The 22,018-nt window shown below is 73.2% G+C and carries 18 protein-coding genes, 1 tRNA gene and 2 pseudogenes; 10 read left to right on the plus strand and 11 right to left on the minus strand.

Annotation, left to right across the window (positions count from 1 at the left end):
• From ACFPP6_RS05390 to ACFPP6_RS05400, 3 genes and pseudogenes are all read left to right on the plus strand, one after another.
• Positions 1–182: pseudogene (locus ACFPP6_RS05390) on the plus strand (flavodoxin-dependent (E)-4-hydroxy-3-methylbut-2-enyl-diphosphate synthase); the annotation flags it as partial.
• Between the two features lie 77 nt (positions 183–259).
• Positions 260–2,188 (plus strand): 1-deoxy-D-xylulose-5-phosphate synthase, encoded by a 1,929-nt coding sequence (gene dxs / locus ACFPP6_RS05395; protein ID WP_382037741.1) that lies wholly within the window; start codon positions 260–262, stop codon positions 2,186–2,188.
• Positions 2,185–3,600 (plus strand): aspartate aminotransferase family protein, encoded by a 1,416-nt coding sequence (locus ACFPP6_RS05400; RefSeq protein WP_382037743.1) that lies wholly within the window; start codon positions 2,185–2,187, stop codon positions 3,598–3,600. Before dxs ends, ACFPP6_RS05400 begins: the two co-directional genes overlap by 4 nt.
• A gap of 71 nt (positions 3,601–3,671) precedes the next feature.
• Here ACFPP6_RS05400 and ACFPP6_RS05405 read toward each other — a convergent pair whose 3' ends face one another.
• Positions 3,672–4,478, minus strand: coding sequence for a tyrosine-protein phosphatase (locus ACFPP6_RS05405; RefSeq protein ID WP_382037745.1), 807 nt, complete (start codon positions 4,476–4,478; stop codon positions 3,672–3,674).
• 210 nt (positions 4,479–4,688) lie between these two features.
• On the opposite strand from ACFPP6_RS05405, the gene ACFPP6_RS05410 reads away from it, so the two are divergent.
• A complete protein-coding gene (locus ACFPP6_RS05410; protein ID WP_058042624.1) occupies positions 4,689–5,480 on the plus strand; it encodes an SGNH/GDSL hydrolase family protein in 792 nt (263 codons plus the stop codon).
• Between the two features lie 58 nt (positions 5,481–5,538).
• Here ACFPP6_RS05410 and ACFPP6_RS05415 read toward each other — a convergent pair whose 3' ends face one another.
• The gene (locus tag ACFPP6_RS05415) at positions 5,539–6,024 is read right to left on the minus strand and encodes an ATP-binding protein (protein WP_382037747.1); all 486 of its coding nucleotides are present in this window, start codon (positions 6,022–6,024) and stop codon (positions 5,539–5,541) included.
• Between the two features lie 115 nt (positions 6,025–6,139).
• Here ACFPP6_RS05415 and ACFPP6_RS05420 point away from each other — a divergent pair, with 115 nt between their 5' ends.
• From ACFPP6_RS05420 to ACFPP6_RS05430, 3 genes are all read left to right on the plus strand, one after another.
• Positions 6,140–7,006: a helix-turn-helix domain-containing protein gene (locus ACFPP6_RS05420; protein ID WP_382037749.1), complete on the plus strand. Its 867-nt coding sequence runs from the start codon at positions 6,140–6,142 to the stop codon at positions 7,004–7,006.
• A gap of 3 nt (positions 7,007–7,009) precedes the next feature.
• Positions 7,010–7,267, plus strand: a complete 258-nt coding sequence (locus tag ACFPP6_RS05425; RefSeq protein ID WP_058042627.1) for a DUF397 domain-containing protein — start codon at positions 7,010–7,012, stop codon at positions 7,265–7,267.
• Between the two features lie 97 nt (positions 7,268–7,364).
• On the plus strand, positions 7,365–8,198 hold the full coding sequence (locus ACFPP6_RS05430; protein ID WP_382037751.1) for an SAM-dependent methyltransferase: 834 nt from the start codon (positions 7,365–7,367) through the stop codon (positions 8,196–8,198).
• Here ACFPP6_RS05430 and ACFPP6_RS05435 read toward each other — a convergent pair.
• On the minus strand, positions 8,195–8,776 hold the full coding sequence (locus tag ACFPP6_RS05435) for a carboxymuconolactone decarboxylase family protein (protein WP_382037753.1): 582 nt from the start codon (positions 8,774–8,776) through the stop codon (positions 8,195–8,197). The two genes, ACFPP6_RS05430 and ACFPP6_RS05435, sit on opposite strands and share 4 nt — an antisense overlap.
• A 151-nt stretch (positions 8,777–8,927) precedes the next feature.
• Here ACFPP6_RS05435 and ACFPP6_RS05440 point away from each other — a divergent pair, with 151 nt between their 5' ends.
• Both ACFPP6_RS05440 and ACFPP6_RS05445 read left to right on the plus strand, forming a co-directional pair.
• Positions 8,928–9,575: an alpha-ketoglutarate-dependent dioxygenase AlkB family protein gene (locus ACFPP6_RS05440; protein ID WP_382037754.1), complete on the plus strand. Its 648-nt coding sequence runs from the start codon at positions 8,928–8,930 to the stop codon at positions 9,573–9,575.
• Positions 9,576–9,875: 300 nt separating this feature from the next.
• Entirely contained in the window at positions 9,876–11,051 is a 1,176-nt protein-coding gene (locus tag ACFPP6_RS05445; protein ID WP_382037756.1) for an MBL fold metallo-hydrolase, read from the plus strand.
• A gap of 194 nt (positions 11,052–11,245) precedes the next feature.
• On the opposite strand, the gene ACFPP6_RS05450 is transcribed toward ACFPP6_RS05445, so the two are convergent.
• Complete coding sequence (locus tag ACFPP6_RS05450; RefSeq protein ID WP_382037758.1) at positions 11,246–14,473, minus strand: amidohydrolase family protein; 3,228 nt, start codon at positions 14,471–14,473, stop codon at positions 11,246–11,248.
• A gap of 246 nt (positions 14,474–14,719) precedes the next feature.
• Between ACFPP6_RS05450 and ACFPP6_RS05455 the strand changes: the two genes are divergently transcribed.
• Positions 14,720–14,796, plus strand: a tRNA-Pro gene (locus ACFPP6_RS05455).
• A gap of 118 nt (positions 14,797–14,914) precedes the next feature.
• Here the strand turns inward: ACFPP6_RS05455 and ACFPP6_RS05460 are convergent.
• From ACFPP6_RS05460 to ubiG, 7 genes and pseudogenes are all read right to left on the minus strand, one after another.
• Positions 14,915–16,414 carry a SulP family inorganic anion transporter gene (locus ACFPP6_RS05460; RefSeq protein ID WP_382037760.1) on the minus strand — a complete coding sequence of 500 codons (1,500 nt, stop codon included), beginning with the start codon at positions 16,412–16,414 and terminating at the stop codon, positions 14,915–14,917.
• 216 nt (positions 16,415–16,630) lie between these two features.
• Complete coding sequence (locus ACFPP6_RS05465; RefSeq protein WP_382037762.1) at positions 16,631–17,728, minus strand: PP2C family protein-serine/threonine phosphatase; 1,098 nt, start codon at positions 17,726–17,728, stop codon at positions 16,631–16,633.
• 149 nt (positions 17,729–17,877) lie between these two features.
• Positions 17,878–18,236 (minus strand): annotated as a pseudogene (locus tag ACFPP6_RS05470) (pentachlorophenol monooxygenase); the annotation flags it as partial.
• 71 nt (positions 18,237–18,307) lie between these two features.
• Positions 18,308–18,745, minus strand: a complete 438-nt coding sequence (locus ACFPP6_RS05475; RefSeq protein WP_382037764.1) for a DUF2834 domain-containing protein — start codon at positions 18,743–18,745, stop codon at positions 18,308–18,310.
• The gene (locus ACFPP6_RS05480) at positions 18,732–20,321 is read right to left on the minus strand and encodes a flavin-containing monooxygenase (protein WP_382037765.1); all 1,590 of its coding nucleotides are present in this window, start codon (positions 20,319–20,321) and stop codon (positions 18,732–18,734) included. Before ACFPP6_RS05480 ends, ACFPP6_RS05475 begins: the two co-directional genes overlap by 14 nt.
• Positions 20,318–21,220, minus strand: a complete 903-nt coding sequence (locus ACFPP6_RS05485) for a 1,4-dihydroxy-2-naphthoate polyprenyltransferase (RefSeq protein ID WP_382037767.1) — start codon at positions 21,218–21,220, stop codon at positions 20,318–20,320. The genes ACFPP6_RS05480 and ACFPP6_RS05485 overlap by 4 nt, the downstream gene beginning before the upstream one ends.
• A complete protein-coding gene (gene ubiG / locus ACFPP6_RS05490) occupies positions 21,217–21,957 on the minus strand; it encodes a bifunctional 2-polyprenyl-6-hydroxyphenol methylase/3-demethylubiquinol 3-O-methyltransferase UbiG (protein ID WP_382037769.1) in 741 nt (246 codons plus the stop codon). Before ubiG ends, ACFPP6_RS05485 begins: the two co-directional genes overlap by 4 nt.
• Positions 21,958–22,018 lie beyond the last annotated feature (61 nt).

Genomic DNA, 22,018 nt, shown 5'->3' on the forward strand with positions numbered 1-22,018 from the left:
AGGCGGACCTGGGTGTCGCCTCGGGTAACGGCAAGGGGCAGATCTTCGTCAAGGGCGAGGTCATCAAGACCGTGCCGGAGTCGAAGATCGTGGAGACCCTCATCGAGGAAGCCATGAAGATCGCCGATGCCATGGCGGCGGACGGAGCCCTCCCCGGGGCGCCGCACGTCACCGTGGCCTGAGACCGGCGACCCGCCACCGTAGGAACAGCGACCGTGCGGCCGCCCGGCCCAGGCCGCAAGACGAGGAGGGGGCCCGCGTGTCGTTGCTGGAGAACATCCGCAGTCCGCGCGACCTGAAGACCCTGGACGCCGAGGAGCTGACCGAACTGGCGGAGGAGATCCGCCACTTCCTCATCCACGCCGTCGCCAGGACCGGCGGCCACCTCGGCCCCAACCTGGGCGTGGTGGAGCTCACCATCGCCCTGCACCGCTCCTTCGACTCACCGGCCGACCGCATCCTGTGGGACACCGGCCACCAGTCGTACGTGCACAAGCTGCTCACCGGCCGACAGGACTTCTCCAAGCTGCGCGGCAAGGGCGGCCTGTCGGGCTACCCCTCGCGCGAGGAGTCCGAGCACGACGTCATCGAGAACAGCCACGCCTCGACCGTCCTGGGCTGGGCCGACGGTCTCGCCAAGGCCAACCAGGTCCTCGGCCGCTGGAACCGCCACGTCGTCGCCGTCATCGGCGACGGGGCCCTGACCGGCGGCATGGCCTGGGAGGCGCTCAACAACATAGCCGCCGCCAAGGACCGCCCGCTGATCATCGTCGTCAACGACAACGAGCGCAGCTACGCCCCCACCATCGGCGGCCTCGCGGACCACCTCGCCACGCTCCGCACGACCGACGGCTACGAACGCTTCCTGTCCTGGGGCAAGGACGCGATCCAGGGCCTGCCCGCCATCGGCAGGCCCCTCTACGAGTCCCTGCACGGCGCGAAGAAGGGCTTCAAGGACGCCTTCGCCCCGCAGGGCATGTTCGAGGACCTGGGCCTGAAGTACCTCGGCCCGATAGACGGGCACGACGTCGCCGCCGTCGAGTCCGCGCTGCGCCGGGCCAAGCGCTTCCACGGCCCCGTCCTCGTCCACTGCCGCACGGAGAAGGGCCGCGGCTACCAGCCCGCCCTGGAGGACGACGCCGACCGCTTCCACACCGTCGGCGTGATCGACCCGCTCACCTCCCGGCCGCTGGCCCCGGCCGCCGGCCGCTCCTGGACCTCGGTCTTCGGCGACGAGATGCTCGCCATCGGCGCCGAGCGGCCCGACGTGGTCGCCATCACCGCGGCCATGCTCCACCCCGTGGGGCTGACGAAGTTCGCCGAGGCCTTCCCCGAGCGCGTCTGGGACGTCGGCATCGCCGAGCAGCACGCGGCCACCTCCGCGGCCGGCCTGGCCACCGGCGGGCTGCACCCGGTCTTCGCCGTCTACGCCACGTTCCTCAACCGCGCCTTCGACCAGGTGCTGATGGACGTCGCCCTGCACAAGTGCGGTGTGACCTTCGTCCTGGACCGGGCGGGCGTCACCGGCACCGACGGGCCCAGCCACAACGGCATGTGGGACATGTCGATCCTGCAGGTCGTCCCCGGCCTGCGGATCGCCGCCCCGCGCGACGCCGGCCAGCTGCGCGCCCAGCTGCGCGAGGCCGTCGAGGTCGAGGACGCCCCCACCGTGATCCGCTTCCCGAAGGAGAGCGTCGGCGAGCCCGTCCCGGCCCTGGCCCGCGAAGGCGGCATGGACGTCATCGCCCGCCCCGCACCCGGCGGGGACGAGGCGCAGGTCCTGATCGTCGCGGTCGGCGCCATGGCCGGCGTGTGCCTGGAGGCCGCCGGCCTCCTGGCCGCCCGCGGCACCCCCTGCACCGTCGTCGACCCGCGCTGGGTCAAGCCCGTCGACCCCGCGCTGCCCCCGCTCGCCGCGCGCCACCGGGTCGTCGCGGTCGTCGAGGACAACAGCCGCACCGGCGGCGTCGGCTGGGCCGTCGCACAGGCGCTGCGCGACGCCGGCGTCGACGTGCCGCTGCGCACCTTCGGCATCCCCGAGCAGTTCCTGCCGCACGCCAAGCGCGGTGAGGTCCTGGCGGACCTCGGGCTCACCCCCGCCGAGATCGCCGGCCGGATCAGCGCCGCCCTGGCCCGCAAGGAAGAAGCCGCGAAGAACCCCGCGGCCGTGAAGGAGAAGGACGCATGACAGCCGACACAGCCGGTGCCGCCGCCGACGGCAAGGGCTTCGACCTCACCCGGCTCCTCGCCGAGCGCGGCGGCGAGCGGTACGACCTGCACGCCCGGCACCTCAACCACCAGCTGCCGCGCATGCTGCACACCATCGGCTTCGACAAGGTCTACGAGCGGGCCGAGGGCGCCTACTTCTGGGACGCCGACGGGCAGGACTACCTCGACATGCTCGCCGGCTTCGGGGTGATGGGCGTCGGCCGGCACCACCCCGTCGTCCGCAAGGCGCTGCACGACGTCCTCGACGCCTCGCTCGCCGACCTCACCCGCTTCGACTGCCAGCCGCTGCCCGGCCTCCTCGCCGAGAAGCTGCTGTCGTACGCGCCGCACCTGGACCGGGTGTTCTTCGGCAACAGCGGCACCGAGGCGGTGGAGACGGCCCTGAAGTTCGCGCGGTACGCGACGGGCAGGCCGCGGGTCCTCTACTGCTCCCACGCCTTCCACGGCCTGACCACCGGCTCGCTCTCCGTCAACGGCGAGGACGGCTTCCGGGACGGCTTCGCGCCCCTGCTGCCCGACACGGCGATCCCGCTCGGCGACCTCGCGGCCCTGGAGCGGGAGCTCGCCCGCGGCGACGTGGCGGCGTTCGTCGTCGAACCGATCCAGGGCAAGGGCGTCCACGAGCCGCCCGCCGGCTTCCTGCGCGCCGCGCAGGAGCTGCTCCACCGGCACAAGGCGCTGCTCATCGCCGACGAGGTGCAGACCGGCATCGGCCGCACCGGCGACTTCTTCGCCTACCAGCACGAGGAGGGCGTCGAGCCGGACCTGGTCTGCGTGGCCAAGGCGCTCTCGGGCGGCTACGTGCCCGTCGGCGCCACCCTCGGCAAGGACTGGATCTTCAAGAAGGTCTACTCCTCCATGGACCGGGTCCTGGTGCACTCCGCGAGCTTCGGCTCCAACGCGCAGGCGATGGCCGCCGGGCTCGCGGTGCTCTCCGTGATGGAGGACGAGCAGATCGTCGCCAACGCCCGGCGCACGGGCGACCTGCTGCGCGGCCGGCTGGCCGCGCTCGTCGGCAAGTACGAGCTGCTGCACGACGTCCGCGGCCGCGGCCTGATGATCGGCATCGAGTTCGGCAAGCCGTCCTCGCTGGGGCTGCGCAGCCGCTGGGCCATGCTCCAGGCGGCCCGCAAGGGCCTCTTCGCGCAGATGGTCGTGGTGCCGCTGCTGCAGAAGCACCGCATCCTCACCCAGGTCTCCGGCGACCACCTGGAGGTGATCAAGCTGATCCCGCCGCTGGTCATCGGGGAGCGCGAGGTGGACCGCTTCGTGGACGCCTTCACGGCGGTCATGGACGACGCCCACGGCGGGGGAGGCCTGCTGTGGGATTTCGGGCGGACGCTGGTGAAGCAGGCGGTGGCGAACCGCTGACGCCCTGCCGGGCGGCCCGCGATGATCCGCCCGCCCCCCCCGCCGGGCCGGGGCCGGGCCGGAGCCCCGGGTCAGTCCGTGAGCAGCCTGGCCTGCAGGCGCTCACGGGCCGCCGGGCCGAGCCCCAGGCCGTCGGCCAGGTAACGGTCGGCCGACCCCCACGTGGCGTCCATCTCGTCGAACGCCGCGTGGAGGTACGCGGCCCGCGCCTCGAACATCGGCGACAGCAGCTCCGTGATCTCCCGGTCCTCGGGCCCCGTCGACTGCGGCGCGCGCCGCATCCGGTAGCGCCGGTGCGGCGCGTTCGACTCCAGGTAGTCGGCCTCGATCACGTCGCGGCCGACGCCGAGGGCGAGCAGGGTGACCGCGACGGACAGCCCGGCGCGGTCCTTCCCGGCCGCGCAGTGCATCAGCGCCGGCACGCTGTCGTCGGCGAGGGCGCGCAGGACGTGGCCGAGCTCGGCCGTGCGGCCCGTGACGACCTCCCGGTACGTCTCGGCCATCCGCTCCGCGGCTCTGCCGTCGGCCAGCACGGTCCGCAGGTGCCCGAGGTTGCGGGCGCGCACCATGTTCCAGAACTCGGCGCCGTGGGCCGGGTCGTTGAGGGGGAGGTTGACGTTCCGGACGCCGGTGAGCTCGACGTCCGGCCCGTCGAGCGCGATGTCGGCGTCGTTGCGGAAGTCGAAGACCGTGTGCAGGCCGAGCGAGCCGAGGAAGCGCGCGTCGTCCTCGGTGGCGTGGGCGAGGTGCCCGCTGCGGAAGAGGACGCCGTGCCGTACCCGCCGTCCGCCGGCGGCCGGCAGACCGCCGAGGTCACGGAAGTTGCGCACCCCCGCCAGCTCGGGCTCGGTGGACGGCACATGCGGCGTCTGCGTCACGGGCGCTCCCAGGGCTAGGCCGCCGGCACTGCTCGCCGGCGAAGCGGTTCAACGACCTTACGACACCGGTTGTACGGGCAACCGCCCCGCTGCGGTAGCCGCGCCGACGTATTCCGCGTACACGGACTTCTCGGGGTGGGATACATCACGGCTCGTCAACCCCTGGTTACGGTGGCGTAGGTCACTCCCCGCGAGGAAAGATGTACCGACGTGGCAGACGATTCGAATTCATTCAGCAAGAGCGCGATCGGGTCGTACGCAGCCGTCGGGGACAGCTTCACCGAAGGCGTCGGCGACCCGGGGCCGGACGACACCTTCATCGGCTGGGCCGACCGACTGGCCGTACTCCTCTCCGACCAGCGCGCCGAGCACGACTTCCGCTACGCCAACCTCGCCGTGCGCGGCCGTCTCCTGGACCAGATCGTCGCGGAGCAGGTGCCCCGGGCGAAGGAGCTCGGCCCGGACCTCGTGACGTTCTGCGCGGGCGGCAATGACATCCTGCGCCCGGGCAGCGACCCGGACGCCGTGGCCGAGCGCTACGAGAAGGCCGTCGCCGAGCTGGCCTCCTCCGTGGGCACCGTCCTGCTGTGCACCGGCTTCGACACCCGCGGGATGCCCGTGCTGCGGCACCTGCGCGGCAAGATCGCGACGTACACGGCCCACGTCCGGGCCATCGCGGACCGGCACGGCTGCCCGGTCCTCGACCTGTGGTCGCTGCGCTCGGTGCAGGACCGCAGGGCCTGGAGCGACGACCGGCTCCACCTCTCGCCCGACGGGCACACGCGGGTCGCCCTGCGGGCCGCCCAGGTGCTCGGCCTGGAGGTGCCGGCCGACCCGGACCAGGCCTGGCCGGACGAGGACCACCGCTCGCCCGCCGAGGTGCGGCGCGACAACATCCACTGGGCGCGCGAGCACCTGGTGCCGTGGATCGGCCGCCGGCTGCGCGGCGAGTCCTCGGGGGACCACGTGGAGCCCAAGCGGCCGGATCTGCTGCCGCTGTAGCGCCTTTGCAGCGCCTTTGTAGTGCCTTTGCTGCGCCTTCAGGCCGCCGGGATGCCTTTCAGGGGGAGAGCCGCCCGGCGGCGAGGTCGGCCCAGACGACACGGCCCCGGCCGGTGTCGTCGGGCCGGACCCCCCATGCCTGCGACAGCGCGCCCACGAGCAGCAGGCCCCGGCCGCTCTCCTCGTCCGTCCCGCTGCACCGGGCCCGCGGCTCCGTCGGGGTACGGCCCTGGTCGCCCACCTCTATGCGCAGATGCGCACCGAGCACCCTCAGCTGACAGCTGACGTTCGCGCTGTCCGTGTGCCGGACCGCGTTGGTGAAGAGCTCCGACACCACCAACTGGGCGTCGTCGCACGCCACTTCGTCGATGCCCCACTCCCGCAGTTGTGCGAGGACCCGTTTTCGCGCGGCGGCCACCGAGGCGCCACGGGCCGGGAAGTGGAAGGCGTCCTGCAGACGTACGGCCATGGAACAGCCGAAGCGCCCGAGCGAAGGTGCGTCATGGGAGGGGACCACGCCGTAACTATGTGCGATACGGCTCATGTGTGGCAAGGTTCAATCTGCAAATTGCAGAATCGTCAGATCAGTCTGTCGGCTCCGGGGGGTGCGTGACAGACTGCGGGCATATGACAACCGGTGGGCATGGAGGGGGAGAACAGTGGCGGAAGCGCGTCCGGCGGGCGCACCGACCGTCCTGCGGGTCGTGCTGGGCAAACGGCTGCACGACCTGAGGGAGAAGGCCGGTCTCTCGTACGAGCAGGCGGGCCGCGCCCTCGACGTCACCCACGCCACCGTCCGCAGGATGGAGAAGGCCGAAGTCGGCCTGAAACTCCCCTATGTGGAGAAGCTCCTGCGGGTCTACGGCGTGAGCGACGCCGAGGAGGTGGAGGGCTTCCTCGCCCTCGCCCGCGAGGCCAACCGCCCCGGCTGGTGGCACCGCTTCCGGGACGTCCTGCCCGAGTGGTTCAGCGCGTTCGTCAGCCTGGAGGGCGAGGCCAACCTCATCCGGGCCTACGAACCGCACTACGTCCCGGGCCTGCTGCAGACCGAGCGCTACGCACGCGCCGTGCTCCGCGCCGGCATGCCGCACGCGCCGGAGGCGGACGTCGAGCGGGCGGTCGCCGTCCGCCGGGAGCGCCAGTCGCTGCTGACCCGCGAGGGCGCGCCGCTGCTGTGGGTGGTGATCGACGAGACGGTGCTCCGCCGGCCCATCGGCGGGCCGGACATCATGCGCGAGCAGGTCGCCCGCCTCGCCGAGGCCACCGCCCTGCCCAACGTACGGCTGCAGATCATGCCGTTCGCCGCCGGGCCGCACCCGGCGATGTACGGACCGTTCCACATCTTCCGGTTCCCGCTCCCGGAGCTGCCGGACATCGCCTACGCCGAAAACCTCGTCGGCGCCTCGTACTTCGACCAGCGCGACGACGTCTCGGCCTTCCTGGAGGCGCTGGACCGCATGTGCGCGCAGGCCGCGCCGGCACACACCACCGAGGCAATCCTGGGTGGGATTCGTAAGGAGATCTGAACCATGGATCGCATCTACAACGGCATGCCCGCCACCGACCTCGGCACCGAGGGGTGGAGCAAGCCGTGGAGCGGCGGCAACGGGGGCTCGTGCGTCGAGGCCCTGCGGCTGGGCGACGGCCGGATCGCCCTGCGCCAGTCCACCGACCCCGGGGGCCCCGCGCTGATCTACACGCGTCACGAGATGGAGAGCTTCATCAACGGCGCCAAGGCGGGCGCGGCGGACTTCCTGCTCGCCGGCTCCGGCGCCGCCTGCGAATGACCCCGCAGGGGACGTGCACGGCACCGACGGGCGGCCCGCGCCGCCCGTGCGCCGCGGCGTCACCCCCTACCGCGCAACCAACCGAACGGAGCACCGCATGAGCCAGCAGGGCTTCGCGGCCGAGGACATCGACACCAGCCGGCCGCACCCGGCGCGGATGTACGACTACTACCTCGGCGGCTGGGACAACTACGAGGTCGACCGGCAGGCCGCCGAGCACGTCATCCAGGCGCACCCGCAGGTCCGGCTCTCCGCCCGGGCCAACCGGGCGTTCCTGCAGCGCGCCGTGCGGGAGGTCGTCCGCGGCGGCGTCCGGCAGATCATCGACGTCGGCACGGGCATCCCCACCTCGCCCAACACCCACGAGGTGGCCCGGGAGGTCGCACCGGACGTCCGGGTGGCCTACGTCGACAACGACCCGATCGTCGCCACCCACGCGGGCGCCAAGCTCACCGGCACCGGGCAGGCCGGCTTCGTCCTCGGCGACGTGCGCGACCCGGAGGCGATCCTGGCCCGCCCCGAGGTCCGCGAGCTGATCGACTTCGGTGAGCCGGTGGCTCTGCTGCTCGTGGCCGTCCTGCACTTCGTCACCGACGAGGAGGCCCCCGCCGGCATCGTCGCGGCCTTCGCCGACGCGCTCCCCGCCGGCAGCCACCTCGTGCTCTCCCACGCCACGGCCGAGCCGTACGAGGGCTACGCGGACGGCTACACCGACGTCAAGGCCCGCGACCGCGTCGTCGGCACGTACAAGAACGCCACCGCCGGCCTCAACCTGCGCGACCGCGCCGCCGTCGAGCCGCTCTTCGGGGACTTCGAGCTCCTGGACCCGGGCCTGGTCCGGGTGCCGCTGTGGCGGCCGGACGGGCCGGTCCCGGGTCCGGCGGAGCTCAACGACACGATCTTCTACGGGGGAGTGGGCCGCAAGGGCTAGCCCGCCGCCGGGACCGTGTCCGCCCGCGGGCGGGCCGGGACGTCGCAGCTTTCCTTGAAGCCCTGGCTGTGCAGGCCGAGCGCCGCGTTCGTGCGCGAGCGGAGGTTCTCCACCGCGATCATCGCGGTCAGCTCGACGAACGCGGCGTCGCCCAGGCGCATCCGCAGCCGCTTCGCCAGGTCGTCCTCGACGGCCGGCGGGGTGACGGTCATCGCCTCGGCGTACTCCAGCACGTCCCGCTCCAGCGGGGTGTACAGGTCGCTGTCCCGCCACACCGGGATGTCGCGCAGCTTCTCGTGCGGCATCCCGTGCCCGCGGTTGACCCAGTAGCCGAAGTCCATGCACCACGAGCAGCCGATCGCCGCCGCCGACGCCATCTCGGCCAGCGCCTTCAGCTGCGGGTCCAGCTTGTTCCAGCGGGCCAGCGACATCTCGAAGCGGGCCGTCGTGAGCAGCACGCGCCGGTTGTGGGCGGCGGCCATGAGCGGCTCCAGCACCTTGCCGTAGGTGCGCCTGCTGTACCACTGCACGAGCCGGATCAGCGGGGTGCGGTCCGGGGTGAGCGAGATCCTGGCCATGGCGGGTCCTCCATCGGGACGGGGTGTGCTTGCCTCTGCCCGTACGACGGACCGGACCCGCGGATCCGTGACATCCCGCGCCGCCGTCCCGGTGAGACGGCCGTCACACCGTCCGGCGGGGGTCCGGGGGAGCCGTCCTAGGCTGGGCGGCATGGACGACGAGCTCTTCCCCCGGCCCCGGGCGGAGGTCGCCCCGGGAGCGGTCCACGTCCCCGGCTGGCTGGACCTCGCGGCCCAGCGGCGCCTGCTCGCCGCCTGCCGCACCTGGGCGCGGCCCCCGGCCGGCCTGCGGAGCGTCCGCATGCCGAGCGGCGGGCAGATGTCCGTGCGCACCGTCTGCCTGGGGTGGCACTGGTACCCCTACGGTTACGCCCGCACCGTCGTGGACGGGGACGGCGCGCCGGTCAAACCCTTCCCCGCCTGGCTGGGGCGGATGGCCGTAGAGGCCGTCACCGACGCGTACGGCACGGAGCCGGAGCCCGCCGCGTACGACATCGCCCTGGTCAACTTCTACGACGGCCACGCGAAGATGGGCATGCACCAGGACGCGGACGAGAAGTCGGCGGCGCCGGTCGTCTCCCTCAGCCTCGGCGACAGCTGCGTCTTCCGCTTCGGCACCCCCGGCGGCCGCGGCCGCCCCTGGACCGACGTCGAGCTGCGCAGCGGCGACCTCTTCGTCTTCGGCGGCCCCTCGCGCCTCGCCTTCCACGGGGTGCCGCGCACCCGTCCCGGCACCGCCCCCGCCGCGCTCGGCCTCACCGGCCGGCTGAACCTCACCCTCCGTGTGAGTGGGCTCTGAAAAGACGGCGCGGGGATTTCGTGTGCTCTCCCGAAGAAGCCCTGCACAGAAGGACGGTGGCGTTGCTGCACGGGAAAATTCACGTGCATCTGCGCGCGCGACCCTGCACAGTGGATCCCCGGCACTGCGCCGGCCGCGCGTCCGGGCTCATATCACGGGGGTGAGCCCGGAGGCGCGGGCAGCCGGACGTTCACCGGCACCTCGGCAAAAGGCAGCCGGACCGTCGCGCAGGGGCCGCCGCGAGCCCGCCGGGCGGGGCGGATAATGGCATGACCTGGCCGCATTCGCCCTGGAGGTGCCGTGACCGGCTCCCGCCCGACAAGCTCACCGCTCGACGCCCTGCGCCCGGCCGCATTCGGCGCGGAGCCGTCCGGGGAGCGGATGGCGCGCATCCGGCGGTCACCGAACTTCGCCGACGGCGTGTTCACCAACCCCGTCGGCGCCGAGCGCACTCCCTCCGCCGCCCTGCTGAAGTTCCTGCCCACGTACTTCCGCGCGGAGCAGCGGGCCCGCCGGGCACCCGGCGGCACCGTGCCGGTCCACCCCACCACCGTGGCCGACCTCGCCGTCCCCGCCGCCTCCGGGCTGCGGCTGACCTGGATGGGCCACTCCAGCGTCCTGGCCGAGATCGACGGCGCCCGGGTGCTCTTCGACCCCGTCTGGTCGGAGCGCTGCTCCCCCTTCGCCTTCGCCGGCCCCAAGCGCCTGCACCCGGTGCCGGTGCCGCTGAGAGAGACCGGGCCCGTGGACGCCGTGGTCATCTCCCACGACCACTACGACCACCTGGACATGGCGACCGTACGGGCCCTGTCCCGCGGCACCGGGGCGCACTTCGTCGTACCGCTGGGCGTCGGCGCCCACCTCGAACACTGGGGGGTGCCGGCCGGGCGGATCACCGAGCTCGACTGGCACGAGACGGCCCGCGTCGCCGGCCTCTCCTTCACCGCCACCCCCGCCCGGCACTTCTGCGGCAGGGCGCTGCGCAACACCCAGCACACCCTCTGGGCCTCCTGGGTCGTGGCCGGCTCCGAGCACCGGATCTTCCACAGCGGCGACACCGGATACTTCCCCGGCTTCGCGGACATCGGCGCGCAGTACGGCCCGTTCGACGCCACCATGATCCAGATCGGCGCCTACTCCGAGTTCTGGCCGGACATCCACATGACGCCGGACGAGGGCCTGCAGGCCCACGCCGACCTGCAGGGCGACGCCGCCCGTGGAGTGATGCTGCCCATCCACTGGGGCACCTTCAACCTCGCCCCGCACCCCTGGGAGGAGCCCGCCGAGGGCTCCGTCGCCGCGGCCGCGCGCCACGGGGCCCGGATCGCGATCCCGCGACCCGGGCAGCCCTTCGAACCGGCGGAGGGCCTGCCGGCCGACCCCTGGTGGCGGGCGGTGGCGGTGCGTCCGGTGGCGGCGGCCGAGGAGACGGCGGTGCCCGGCACCGCGAGGGCGAAGGTGTCCCTGCGGGCCTGAGCGAGCGGGTGGGCCGGGCCCGGCCCGGCACCGCCGGATGTGTCGCCGGTGGTTGCGCGCCGCCGCGGCGGGAAGAAAGGGCCGGCGCTGCAGCCACCCCTCCGCCGCGGCGGTGCGCAACCCCCACGACGTGGTCGGCGGTACCGGACCGGCCCGGCCCCCGGGTCCGCAAGGCCGTGCGGGGTACCGCGCTCTCAGAAGTGCAGCTCCACGTCGCAGCAGGAGTCGCGCCGCAGCTGCCGTGACACCGCGAGCCACGCGTCGGCGGCGGCCCGCACCCCGGGCGGCGCCGCGGGAGCGTCGTGCGCGTCGTACGCCTCGACGAGCCGGGCCTGCTCGTACGGAACCCCGCCGCGCAGCACCGAAGCCGTCCGCACCAGCGCGTCGAAGTCCGCGAACGGGTCGCCGTCCACCACCGTCACGTCCGCGAGCTTGCCGGGCTCCAGCGTGCCCAGGTCGCGGTCCGCGCCGAAGACCCGGGCGGGCAGGACGGTCGCCGTCCGCAGCGCCTGCGCCGCGGACAGCCCGTAGCGGTGCAGCGCGCGCAGCCCCATGTGCAGGGCGAGGCCCACGGGCACCAGCGGCGCGTCCGTCCCCAGGGCCACGGCGCCGCCGCCCGCCAGCACCCGCCGGTAGACGCCGATCTCGCGCTCGAGGGTGGCCAGCTGGTCGGCGGTCGGCCGGGCGGCCGCCGTCCGGCGGACGACCTCCACGTCCCACGGCGGCATCAGCTTCGTCACCCGGGGGTCCTGCGCCAGGGCCGGCGCCTCGCCCAGCAGCGGCACCGAGGTGAACATCGTGGCGACGAGGTGGAAGTCCCCGTGCGTGTAGATCTCCTCCACGTCCTGGTAGGCGCGCCCGGACGCGCTCGTCGCGTGCCCGAACTCCAGGCGCTGCGTGGCCTGCAGATGCGTCGTCAGGTCCTGGCCGAGCTGGACGCCCGGCGACAGGAGGTGGCTGCCCGCGCGGACCCCGAGCCGCTCGTGCGCGAAGCGGGCCGCCTCCTCCATCACCCAGCCGGGCGCGCGGACGTAGGTCTTGACGAAGTCCCAGTCGAGGGCCGCGGCGCGGGACAGCGACCGGTGCAGCCCTTCGCGGGTGCGGTGCGCCCGGCCCATGCTGTACGCGACGCGCGAGCCGTCGAGCAGCTCCCCGGTCGTCAGCATCCGCGGCCCGGCCAGCTCGCCCGCCGCCACGGCCTCGCGGATGCGGGCCTGCTCGTAGGCGCCGCCGCCGAACGAGACGGCGGTGGTGATCCCGTAGGCCAGCTGCAGCGCCGTCTGCCGGCCGCCGTAGGTGTTCTGGTACGGGTGGGTGTGGGCGTCCCACAGGCCGGGGATCACCGTGCCGGAGGAGGCGTCGACGGTGCGGACGGCCGCGCGCTGCGCCCGGTGGGGCTCGACGGCGTCGATCCGCCCGCCGCGGACCACCAGGTCGACGTCCTCGCGGACGGTCTCCCCGGTGCCGTCCCAGAACCTGCCGGCGTGCACGACCGTGTCGGCGGGGACCGGGCGCCGGTGGTCGAGGGGGATGCGGAGCGTACGGGTGGACCCGTCGCGGACGTCGAGGAGGCGCAGCCGGCCGTCGGCGGCCAGGTAGAGGATCTTCCGGGAGTCCCCCGACCAGGAGGGGTGATCGGCCGCGCCGTCCGTGAGCCGGCGCGGCTCGCCGTCCGGGGTGCCGTCGGGCCGCACCGGCAGCAGCCACAGGGCGGACTCGGAGATCACCGCCATGTGGCGGCCGTCGGGCGACCAGACGGGCCCGCAGTCGTAGCGGTCGGCGATCGAGGCGTGCGGGGCGAGCGCGTGCAGGCGGGCGCTGCCGTCCGTGGTGTCGACGACCCGGATGAGGTTGTACCCCTCACGGAACCGCTGGTTCAGCCGGTTGCGGTCGCACAGGGCGACGTACCGCCCGTCCGGGGACCAGGTCGGTCTGCCCGGCAGCCCGCCGCCGCCCAGGGCGGCGGCGAGCACCCGGTCCGTGCCGGCGGCGAGGTCGCGCACCACGAGCCCGCCGCTCAGGTCCAGGGCGGCCAGCCGCCGGCCGTCGGGCGACAGGACGGGGTAGGCGCGGCCGCCCCCGGCCAGCTCGGTCTCCTCGCCGGAGGCGAGATCGTGACGGCGCGCGGCGAGCAGGCCGCCGCGGTCGTCGGCGTAGACCAGGGACCGGCCGTCCGGGCTCCAGACGGGCCCGAAGACGTAGCGCGTGGGATCGGACGCCACGACCCGGCGCGGCGGCCGCCCGCCGGCGACGTCGGCGACCCAGAGCGCGTTGAGCGCGGCGAAGGCGACCCGGCGGGCGTCGGGCGAGAGGGCGGGGAGGTGCAGGGAGCGGACGCCGTGCACGCCGCCGCCGTCGAGGTCGTACCGCTTGGTGCGGTAGCGCGGCCGGGCCACGGGCAGGCGGCCGAGGAAGGGGATGGCGCGGGCGTGCCGCGGCGCCTTCGGGCGGACCACCTGGAACGTGCCGCCGACGGTCAGCAGCAGCTCGTCGGCCGAGACCCAGCGGGGCGGGACGGGCTCGACGTCCCCGTCGACCGGGACGGGCGCACGGTCGACGACCAGGGTGCAGCCGGCCCTGGGCGCGGCGGTCGTCCGCAGGTAGGCCAGGCGCCCGTCCGGCGCGACGGCCGGGGTCATGACCTGCGCGGCCTCGGTCTCGGTGTGCTCGGCCCGCGCCGGCCCGTGCCCGTCGGCGGGGACGGACGCGATCGTGCGGGCCTCCAGCGCGGCCCCGGCGACGCGGGCGCGGACGAACAGCAGCCGCGAGCCGTCCGGCGACCAGACCGGGTCGAAGTCCTCCCACGCGCCGTCCTGCAGCGGCCCCTCCTGCCCGCCCACCCCGGTGACCTGCGTCAGCGCCCCGCTCCGTACGTCCACCACCCACACCCGGTACGGGCTGCCCGCCACCGGGTCGCCGCCCCGCTCGGAGGCGAAGGCGATCCGCGTGCCGTCGGGCGACCACGCGGGCCCGCGGTCGTCCCACGGCCCGTCCGTGACCTGCCGCAGCCCGCTGCCGTCGGGCCGCAGCGTCCAGATGTGGAAGCCGCCGCCCCGGTAGGCGCAGACGGCCAGCCGCCGCCCGTCGGGCGCGTGCACGGGCCGGGTCGGCTCCAGATCGGCCGGGGTGATCGCGACGGCCTCCCCGCCCTTGCGGGGCAGGGACCACAGCACGTTCTGCACCTCGGCGACCAGCCGGTCCCCGGCGGGGGAGAGGCTCGCCGCCCCATTGGTGGCGGCCGTGAAGGACAGCACCCCGCCCCCGCCCCCGGCGGGCGCCGCCGCGGCCACCGCCGCCGGCAGCGCACCCGCGACCCCGGCCGCCGCCGCGGTACCGGCCGCGGCCTGCAGGAACCTGCGCCGGGAGAGGGCGGAGCGGGAAGGGAGGGGCGAACGAGGAGCCGGAACGTCCGAGGTGGCCAACTGTCCTCCTGAGCCAGGGGAGTTGCAGCGCAGCGCGAGCGGCGTCGGGAGCCCGATGCTCCCACGGGCAACGGGAGGGTGGTCAACACCGCACGGCGCGGCGGGGGCCGACTGCGCACGCCAAGCCGTACAAAAGGTGCATTCCGCGCTGATCGCCCCATGGAAGCCGTGCGCGATCACCCCGTGAAGTGCGGTATTGTTCTCGTGCGCGGTCGGCAAGGGCGAGAGCCCGGGCCGGACAAGCACCGGGACGTGGCGCAGTTTGGTAGCGCACTTGACTGGGGGTCAAGGGGTCGTGGGTTCAAATCCCGCCGTCCCGACCAGCGATTTTCGCAGGTCAGAGGCCGTTTCCTCGTAATGAGGGAACGGCCTTTCCGTTTTCTGTGAGCTCAGGCCGCCGGTCCGCGGGAACAAGTCGTCCACCGGGGCCGGCTTCGTCCTTCAGTGGCTGGTGAGTTCGCCGCTGAGTTTGTCGTGGAGGGCGGCGCTGGGGTGGTTGAGGCCGGTGAGTTCGACTGTCTTGCCGTGCTGTGCGTACTTGTTCTCGACGGCGTCCAGGGCGGCGACGGAGGAGGCGTCCCAGATGTGGGCGGCGGAGAGGTCGATGACGACCTTGTCCGGGTCGCCCGCGTAGTCGAACCGGCCGACGAGGTCGTTGGACGAGGCGAAGAACAGCGCGCCGGTCACCCGGTAGATCACGGACGTGCCGTCGGGGTCGGTGATCGCGGTGACGTCGGCGAGGTGGGCGACGCGCTTGGCGAAGACGACGATCGCCGTGACCGAGCCGGCCACGACGCCGATCGCGAGGTTGTGCGTCGCCACGACGCAGGCGACGGTGACGACCATGACGGTGATCTCCCCGGCCGGCATCCGCTTCAGCGTCCTCGGGGCGACGGAGTGCCAGTCGAACGCCGCGATCGACACCATGATCATGACGGCCACTAGGGCGGCCATGGGGATCTCGGAGACGACCGGCCCCAGGGCCAGGCACAGCACCAGGAGGAACACGCCCGCCAGGAACGTCGACAGGCGGGTGCGGGCGCCGGAGACCTTCACGTTGATCATCGTCTGGCCCACCACCGCGCAGCCGCCCATGCCACCGAAGAAGCCGGTGACGATGTTGGCGATGCCCTGGCCGACGGACTCGCGGGTCTTGGACGAGGGCGTGTCGGTGATGTCGTCGACGAGCTTCGCCGTCATCAGCGACTCCATCAGGCCGACCAGTGCCGTGGCGAAGGCGTACGGGGCGACGGTGATGAGCGTGTCGAGGGTGAACGGCACGTCCGGCAGGCCCGGCACGGGCAGCGAGGACGGCAGGTCGCCCTTGTCGCCGACGGTCGGCACCGCGATGCCCGCGGCCACGGTGATCAAGGTGAGGGCGGCGACGGAGACCAACGGGGCCGGTACGGCCGTGGTGATCCTCGGGAGGAGCACGAGCAGCGCCAGGCCGCCGGCGATCAGCGGGTAGACGGCCCAGGGCACGTTCCGCATCTCGGGCACCTGGGCCATGAAGACGAGGATCGCGAGCGCGTTGACGAAGCCGGCCATCACCGACCGGGGGACGAAACGCATCAGCTTCGCCACCCCGAGCGCGCCGAGGGCCACCTGGAAGACGCCGGCGAGGATGACACCGGCCAGCAGGTAGCCCAGGCCGTGCTCACGGTTGAGCGGGGCGATGACCAGGGCCACGGCACCGGTCGCCGCGGAGACCATCGCCCGGCGGCCGCCGACGAAGGCGATGGTCACCGCCATGGTGAACGAGGTGAACAGCCCGATCGCCGGATCGACCCCGGTGATGACGGAGAAGGAGATCGCCTCGGGTATGAGCGCGAGCGCGACGACCAGAGCGGCCAGTACCTCGGTGCGCCACACCTTCGGATCGCCCAGCCAGTCGGGACGCAGGGTGCGCAGGCGCGCGGCGGGGGGCGGTGCGGAAGACAAGAAGGCAGGTACCTGTCGTACTCGGGCACACCCGTGGTGCGTCATCCACCGCATCGGCGGACCAGGGTGTGCGGACGGCGTGGAGGACGCAGCCGGGCGCCTCCCCGGCGCGCGGGTGGTCTCACCCGCGCCGATTTTACCGGCCTGACGGCCTGGCTGTGATCGGCGCCCGTGCCGGTCGGGCCCCGGCGCGGTGCCGGCGGGCTTCGGCGTCGGTCACGGCCCGCCGGCGCGCAGGCACACGGCCAGGGCGGCGATGTCGTCGTCGAGGCCTCCGTTGCTGAAGCGGAGGAGGTCGCGGTGGAGGCCGTCCAGGAGTTCGCGGGGCTGGGTCGAGGGCTGGTGGCTCATCCAGTCCGCCAGCGGGAAGAAGCCGCCGTTGCGGTCGCGGGCCTCGGTGACGCCGTCGGTGTAGAGGAGCAGCTGGTCGTCCGCGGTGAAGTCGAAGGTGTCGATGCTGTAGCAATCGCCGATCAGGTCCGCGAGGTTGAGGAGCGGTGAGGGCGCGGAGGGGTTCAGGACGCGCAGGCCCCCGCGGCTCAGGAGCAGCGGCGGGGGATGCCCGCAGTTGAGGATCCTGATGCGGCCCTCCCCGTGCGGGATCTCGACGAGGACGGCGGTGGTGAAGCGCTCCATCAGGTCGTCGGGCGGGAACGAGGCGTTGTAGCGGGTGCTGCTGGCCTCCAGGCGGCGGGCGACGCCGCCCAGGTCGGGCTCGTCGTGGGCGGCCTCCCGGAAGGAGTTGACCACCGCCGCGGCCGTTCCCACCGCGGCCAGCCCCTTGCCCCGTACGTCGCCGATGAGCAGCCGGACCCCGTACTGCGTGGTGACCGCCTCGTAGAAGTCGCCGCCGATGCGGGCCTCCGCGGCGGCGGCGAGGTAGAGGGCCTCGATCTCCACGCCCCCGAAGCGGCGTGGCATCGGGCCCAGGACCACCTTCTGCGCCGCGTCGGCGACGAGCCGGACCTGGAAGAGGGCCTGCTCCCGCTGGAGCCGGACGTGGCTGCCGTAGGCGGCGGCCACGGTGACCGCGACGATGCCCGCCACCGTGTACCACGCCCCGAGGCCGGGGAACACGAGGCTGAGGCCGATCATGAGCAGGAAGCAGACCGTCCCCAGCAGCACGGTGGGCAGTACGGGCCACATGGCGGCGGCGAGGGCGGGGGCCGCGGGCAGGATGCGGCTGAAGGCCATCTCCGGGGGAGTGGAGTACGCCAGGCCGGCGATGACCACGGTCAGGATCACCGGGGACAGCAGGACGAGGGGCCCCGGGCCGTGGGGACTACGGAGTCGCAGCTGTCCAGGCTTGACCATGATGCATAGCATATCCAGGCAATATGGATATACGGGGCCTTTAGGGATGTATTTGCCACCACCTGGAGTATCCGCTCCGCCTGCCTCATGGCGGTGCGGACAGGGCCGTGCGGTAGCCGGACAGGGCCGCTGCGGGCGAATTCGCCCGCAGCGTCGCGGTAGACCGGGACGGGCAGGATGCCGGGGGCGGCCTGGATGCCGGACAGCTCCGGGGCGCGGCCGCCCTCCAGGCCGTGGGTGACGCCGTCGCCCTGCGCCCGCCCCGTGCCGGCGTCCCGCGCGGCGAGCCCGGGCTGGACCAGCATGGACATGCGGTAGCGGCCCGTGCCGCCGGGCAGCGGGATGCAGACCAGTACGCCGTCCGTGGAACCGTCCTCGGCACGGTGGGTCGAGCGCAGGCCGTATCCGTGCGGCAGGTCCCCGTCGGTCTCCACGTCGGCCGGCATGTACTCCTCGGGGAAGGCCGCGCCCCGAAGGCGAGGCCCAGTCCCTTGCGGACGGTGCTGTGGCGCCGTCGCAGCTCCCGGCAGTGCCCCCGGCCCGGCCCGGTCGCCCATCCGCCGCCCACGGGCTCCGGCGTCAGGGCCCCGCCCCGCTCATCACCTCGTGGGCCGCCGCCCCGGCGGCAGGCCGCCGTTCCTCGCCCGCAACCGCGATCTTCAGCTGGCGGACGTACATGAAGACCGCGAAGCTCACGCACAGCGCCAGTGCCGGGGCGCCGACGATGTACGCCCACACGTACCGGATCCCCAGCCGCCGCGACTCGACGATCATGAAGGCCGCCAGGCCCAGCCAGATCAGCACCAGGTCCGCGTAGATGAACTGGGACGCCAGGTTCGTCAGTGCGTCGTGGAGGAAGTTCCGGACGACACCGGTCGCGCCGTCGGCCCCGTCGTCGACGGTCCGCCGCACGAAGGCGACCGCCAGCGCTCCCATGGCGACGAGGCCGCCGAGGGCGAACAGCGCGTAGAAGACGCACAGCGCGCGGTCCCTGCCCCGCACTTCACCGAGTCGCATCACGCCGGCCTCCAGGTCGGTCGTAGGGGTGGTCGTAGCAGTGGTCGTACCGGTGGTCGTAGCGGTAGTCGTCGAGGTCGAAGTGCCTGGCCCGCCAGGCGGCCTCGTAGGTGCTGGCGGGACGGACCGCCGGCGCGTCCCCGCGCTCGTCGAAGTAGTAGCTGTTCGAACGCCGGCAACTCTCGTGCAGGAAGACCGTGTCCGGCTGCCGGCGCAGCGTCCTGCGGAAGGACTCGTCGTGCTTCTCCGGGCGGACGACCGCTTGCGTGGCGTGTCGCCGCCGCGCCTCCCGGATCACCCGCAGCGCGTGGGTGACCTGGTAGTCGATCATCCCGAACCACGATCCGCCGGTGAAGGAGTACGGCCCGACGATGAACCACAGGTTCGGGAACCCCTTGACCGACGTGCCTTCGTAGGACTGGAAGCGCTCGGTGCGCCAGAACTCCCTGAGTTCGCGGCCGCCCGTGCCGTGCGTGGGGAAGGGCGGCAGGTTCTCCAGGGTCTGGAACCCGGTGGCCAGCACCAGGACGTCGAACCGCTGCTCCTCGCCGTCCGCCGTGCGGATGCCGGTCCCGGTGATCTCCTCGATGGGCTCGGTGACGAGCCGGACGTTGTCGCGGGTGAAGGCGCGCCAGTAGCCCTTGCCGAACGAGGGCCGCTTGCAGCCGAGGCGGTACGCGGGAAGGAGTCTGCCCATCAGCTCGCGGTCGCCCTTGACCTGGCTGCGCAGGTAGAGCCGGGACGCCGCCTCGCCGGCCTTCACCAGGAAGGGGAACCGGCGGTAGTGGATCATGGCGATGACGAAGCCGACCTCCGTGGCGGTGTCGGTGACCAGCCGGACCGCCCGCTGCGTCCACGGAGCCGCCCGGAACAGCCGGCGGACCGCCCCGGGCAGCGTGAAGTCCGGCTTGGGGAAGACCCAGACGGGGGTGCGCTGGTAGACGTGGAGGTGCTCCACCCGGGGCGCGATCTCCGGGATCAGCTGGATCGCCGAGGCGCCCGTGCCGATCAGCCCCACGCTCCGGCCGGCCAGTTCCAGGGAGTGGTCCCACGCCGCCGTGTGGACGACGTCGCCCTTGAACCGGTCCAGCCCCTCGACGGCGGGCGCCTTCGGCTTGGTGAGCCAGCCCGTGGCGCAGATGACGAACCGCGCCGTGACCGGCGTGCCGTCCTCCAGGAACACCTGCCACAGGTGCTCCGCATCGTCGTAGACGGCCCGCACCACCCTTGCGCCGAAGCGCAGATGGGGCCGGAGGCCGTACTTGTCGACGCAGTGGTCCGCGTACGCCTTCAGTTCCGCTCCGGCGGGGAAGGCCCGGGACCACGACGGGAAGGGCTCGAAGGCGAAGGAGTAGGAGAAGGCGGTGATGTCCACGGCGATGCCGGGATAGGTGTTGGCGTTCCAGGAGCCGCCGGCGCCGTCCTGCTCGTCGATGACGGCGAAGTCCTCGATGCCGGCCCGGCGCAGGCCGATCGCCGCGCCGATGCCGGCGAATCCGGCGCCGATCACCAGCACTTCGTGGTCAGGGGTCACCGGGGCGCCCTTGGTGCCCTTGGCGCCCTTCCGGCCGGTCACAGGGACAGGCCGATCGCCAGTACGGACCCGAACGCGAGCAGCAGCAGGCACGTGTGCTCCAGCGCCGGTATCAGGTCGCTTCCGCGGGCCCCGCTCAGCACCCGGCGCAGCGGGAAGACCGCGGAGGGGACGGCGGCGATCACGAGCGCGGCCCAGGGACGGGCCGCGGACAGGAGGAGCGCGGACGCGAAGGCGGCGGCTACGCACAGCACGTAGTACACGCGGGTCCGCTTCTCGCCCAGCAGCACGGCGACGGTGATCTTCCCCGCGGCGGCGTCGGTCCGGATGTCGCGCAGGTTGTTCGTCGTCAGCAGCGCACAGGAGAGCAGGCCCATGGGGACGGCCGCGCCGAGGGCGAGCGGGGGCACGTGTCCCAGCTGGACGCCTGTCGTCGCGGACACCATGACGATGCCGTGGAAGAGGAAGATGCTGAGGTCGCCGAGCGCCCGGTAGCCGTAGGGCCGGGGGCCGCCGGTGTAGAACCAGCCCGCGAGTCCGCAGTACGCGGTGAGCGGGATCATCCACCAGGAGATCGTGACGGCCATGACCACGCCGGTCACGATCGCGACGGCGTACAGCAGCATTCCGGCGCGCAGGACCTGCCGGGGCGTCGCCTGCCCGGAGCCGACCAGCCGGGAGGGGCCCAGCCGTTCGTCGTCGGTTCCCCGGACGCCGTCGCTGTAGTCGTTGAAGTAGTTCGTGCCGATGACGAAGCCCAGCATGAAGAGCAGGGTCAGGACGGTGCGCCACCAGAGGACCTGGCCGAGCGAGTGGGCGACTCCCGTTCCCACCGCGATGGGCGCCAGGGTCACGGGGAGGGTCTTCAGCCGGGCGCCCCTCACCCAGATCCGCACTGCGCCCGGGGCCGTCCGCCGGTACGTGGTCACCTGGGCGGTCATCGTTTCGTCCCCACGCCCAGGTAGAGGACGTCGGTGGACTTGGTGGGGATCATACGAACCTCCTCGCGTCGTTTGACGAGGTATCGGGCCAGGTCGCGCAGGTGCGGGCGCAGTCCCAGCAGCCGGAGCTCCACGCCGTGCGCCCGCGCGACCTTGACCAGCCGCTCCCGGTTGACGAAGAGGCGGTGGTCGTGGGTGCCGTGCGGGGGCCTGCCCGGGAGGGGGAGGTTCTCGGCGAGGGTGATGGCGACCAGCCGGGCCAGGCCGGTGTCGGGGATGGTGTCGACGATCAGCGTGCCGCCGGGGCGCAGGACCCGGCACAGCTCCGACACCACGACGAAGGGCTCCGGGACGTGTTCGAGACACTGCCCGGCCGTGACGACGTCGAACGACGCGTCGGTGAAGGGGAGCCGGGTGATGTCGGCCCGGAGCACCGCGTCGTAGCCGTGCTGCCGCGCCTCGCGGAGCGCCATGGCGGACAGGTCCACGCCGAACACGCGGTATCCCTTGCCGGCCAGGTGCGGGCCGAACAGGCCGCCCCCGCACGCGACGTCCAGGAGCCGGGGTCGCCCGCTCCCGTCACCCGTCGCCGGGCCGGGGGCGCCCGCGGGGTCGGGGACGAACGCGGCACGGGCCCGCGCGATCCAGCCCAGCGGTGCGAGCGACCCGCGCGGATCCCACCACTGGTCGGCGAGACCGTCGTAATCGGTGATGAAATTTCGTCTGTACCCAGCCACAACCACCGTCCGGGGAGCGGGATCCGAGCCGAAGGTTCCTGGCTCGAAAGGCTAGGGAGAC

Source organism: Streptomyces aureoversilis, from assembly GCF_042657885.1.
In the GTDB taxonomy this organism is placed as follows: domain Bacteria; phylum Actinomycetota; class Actinomycetes; order Streptomycetales; family Streptomycetaceae; genus Streptomyces; species Streptomyces aureoversilis.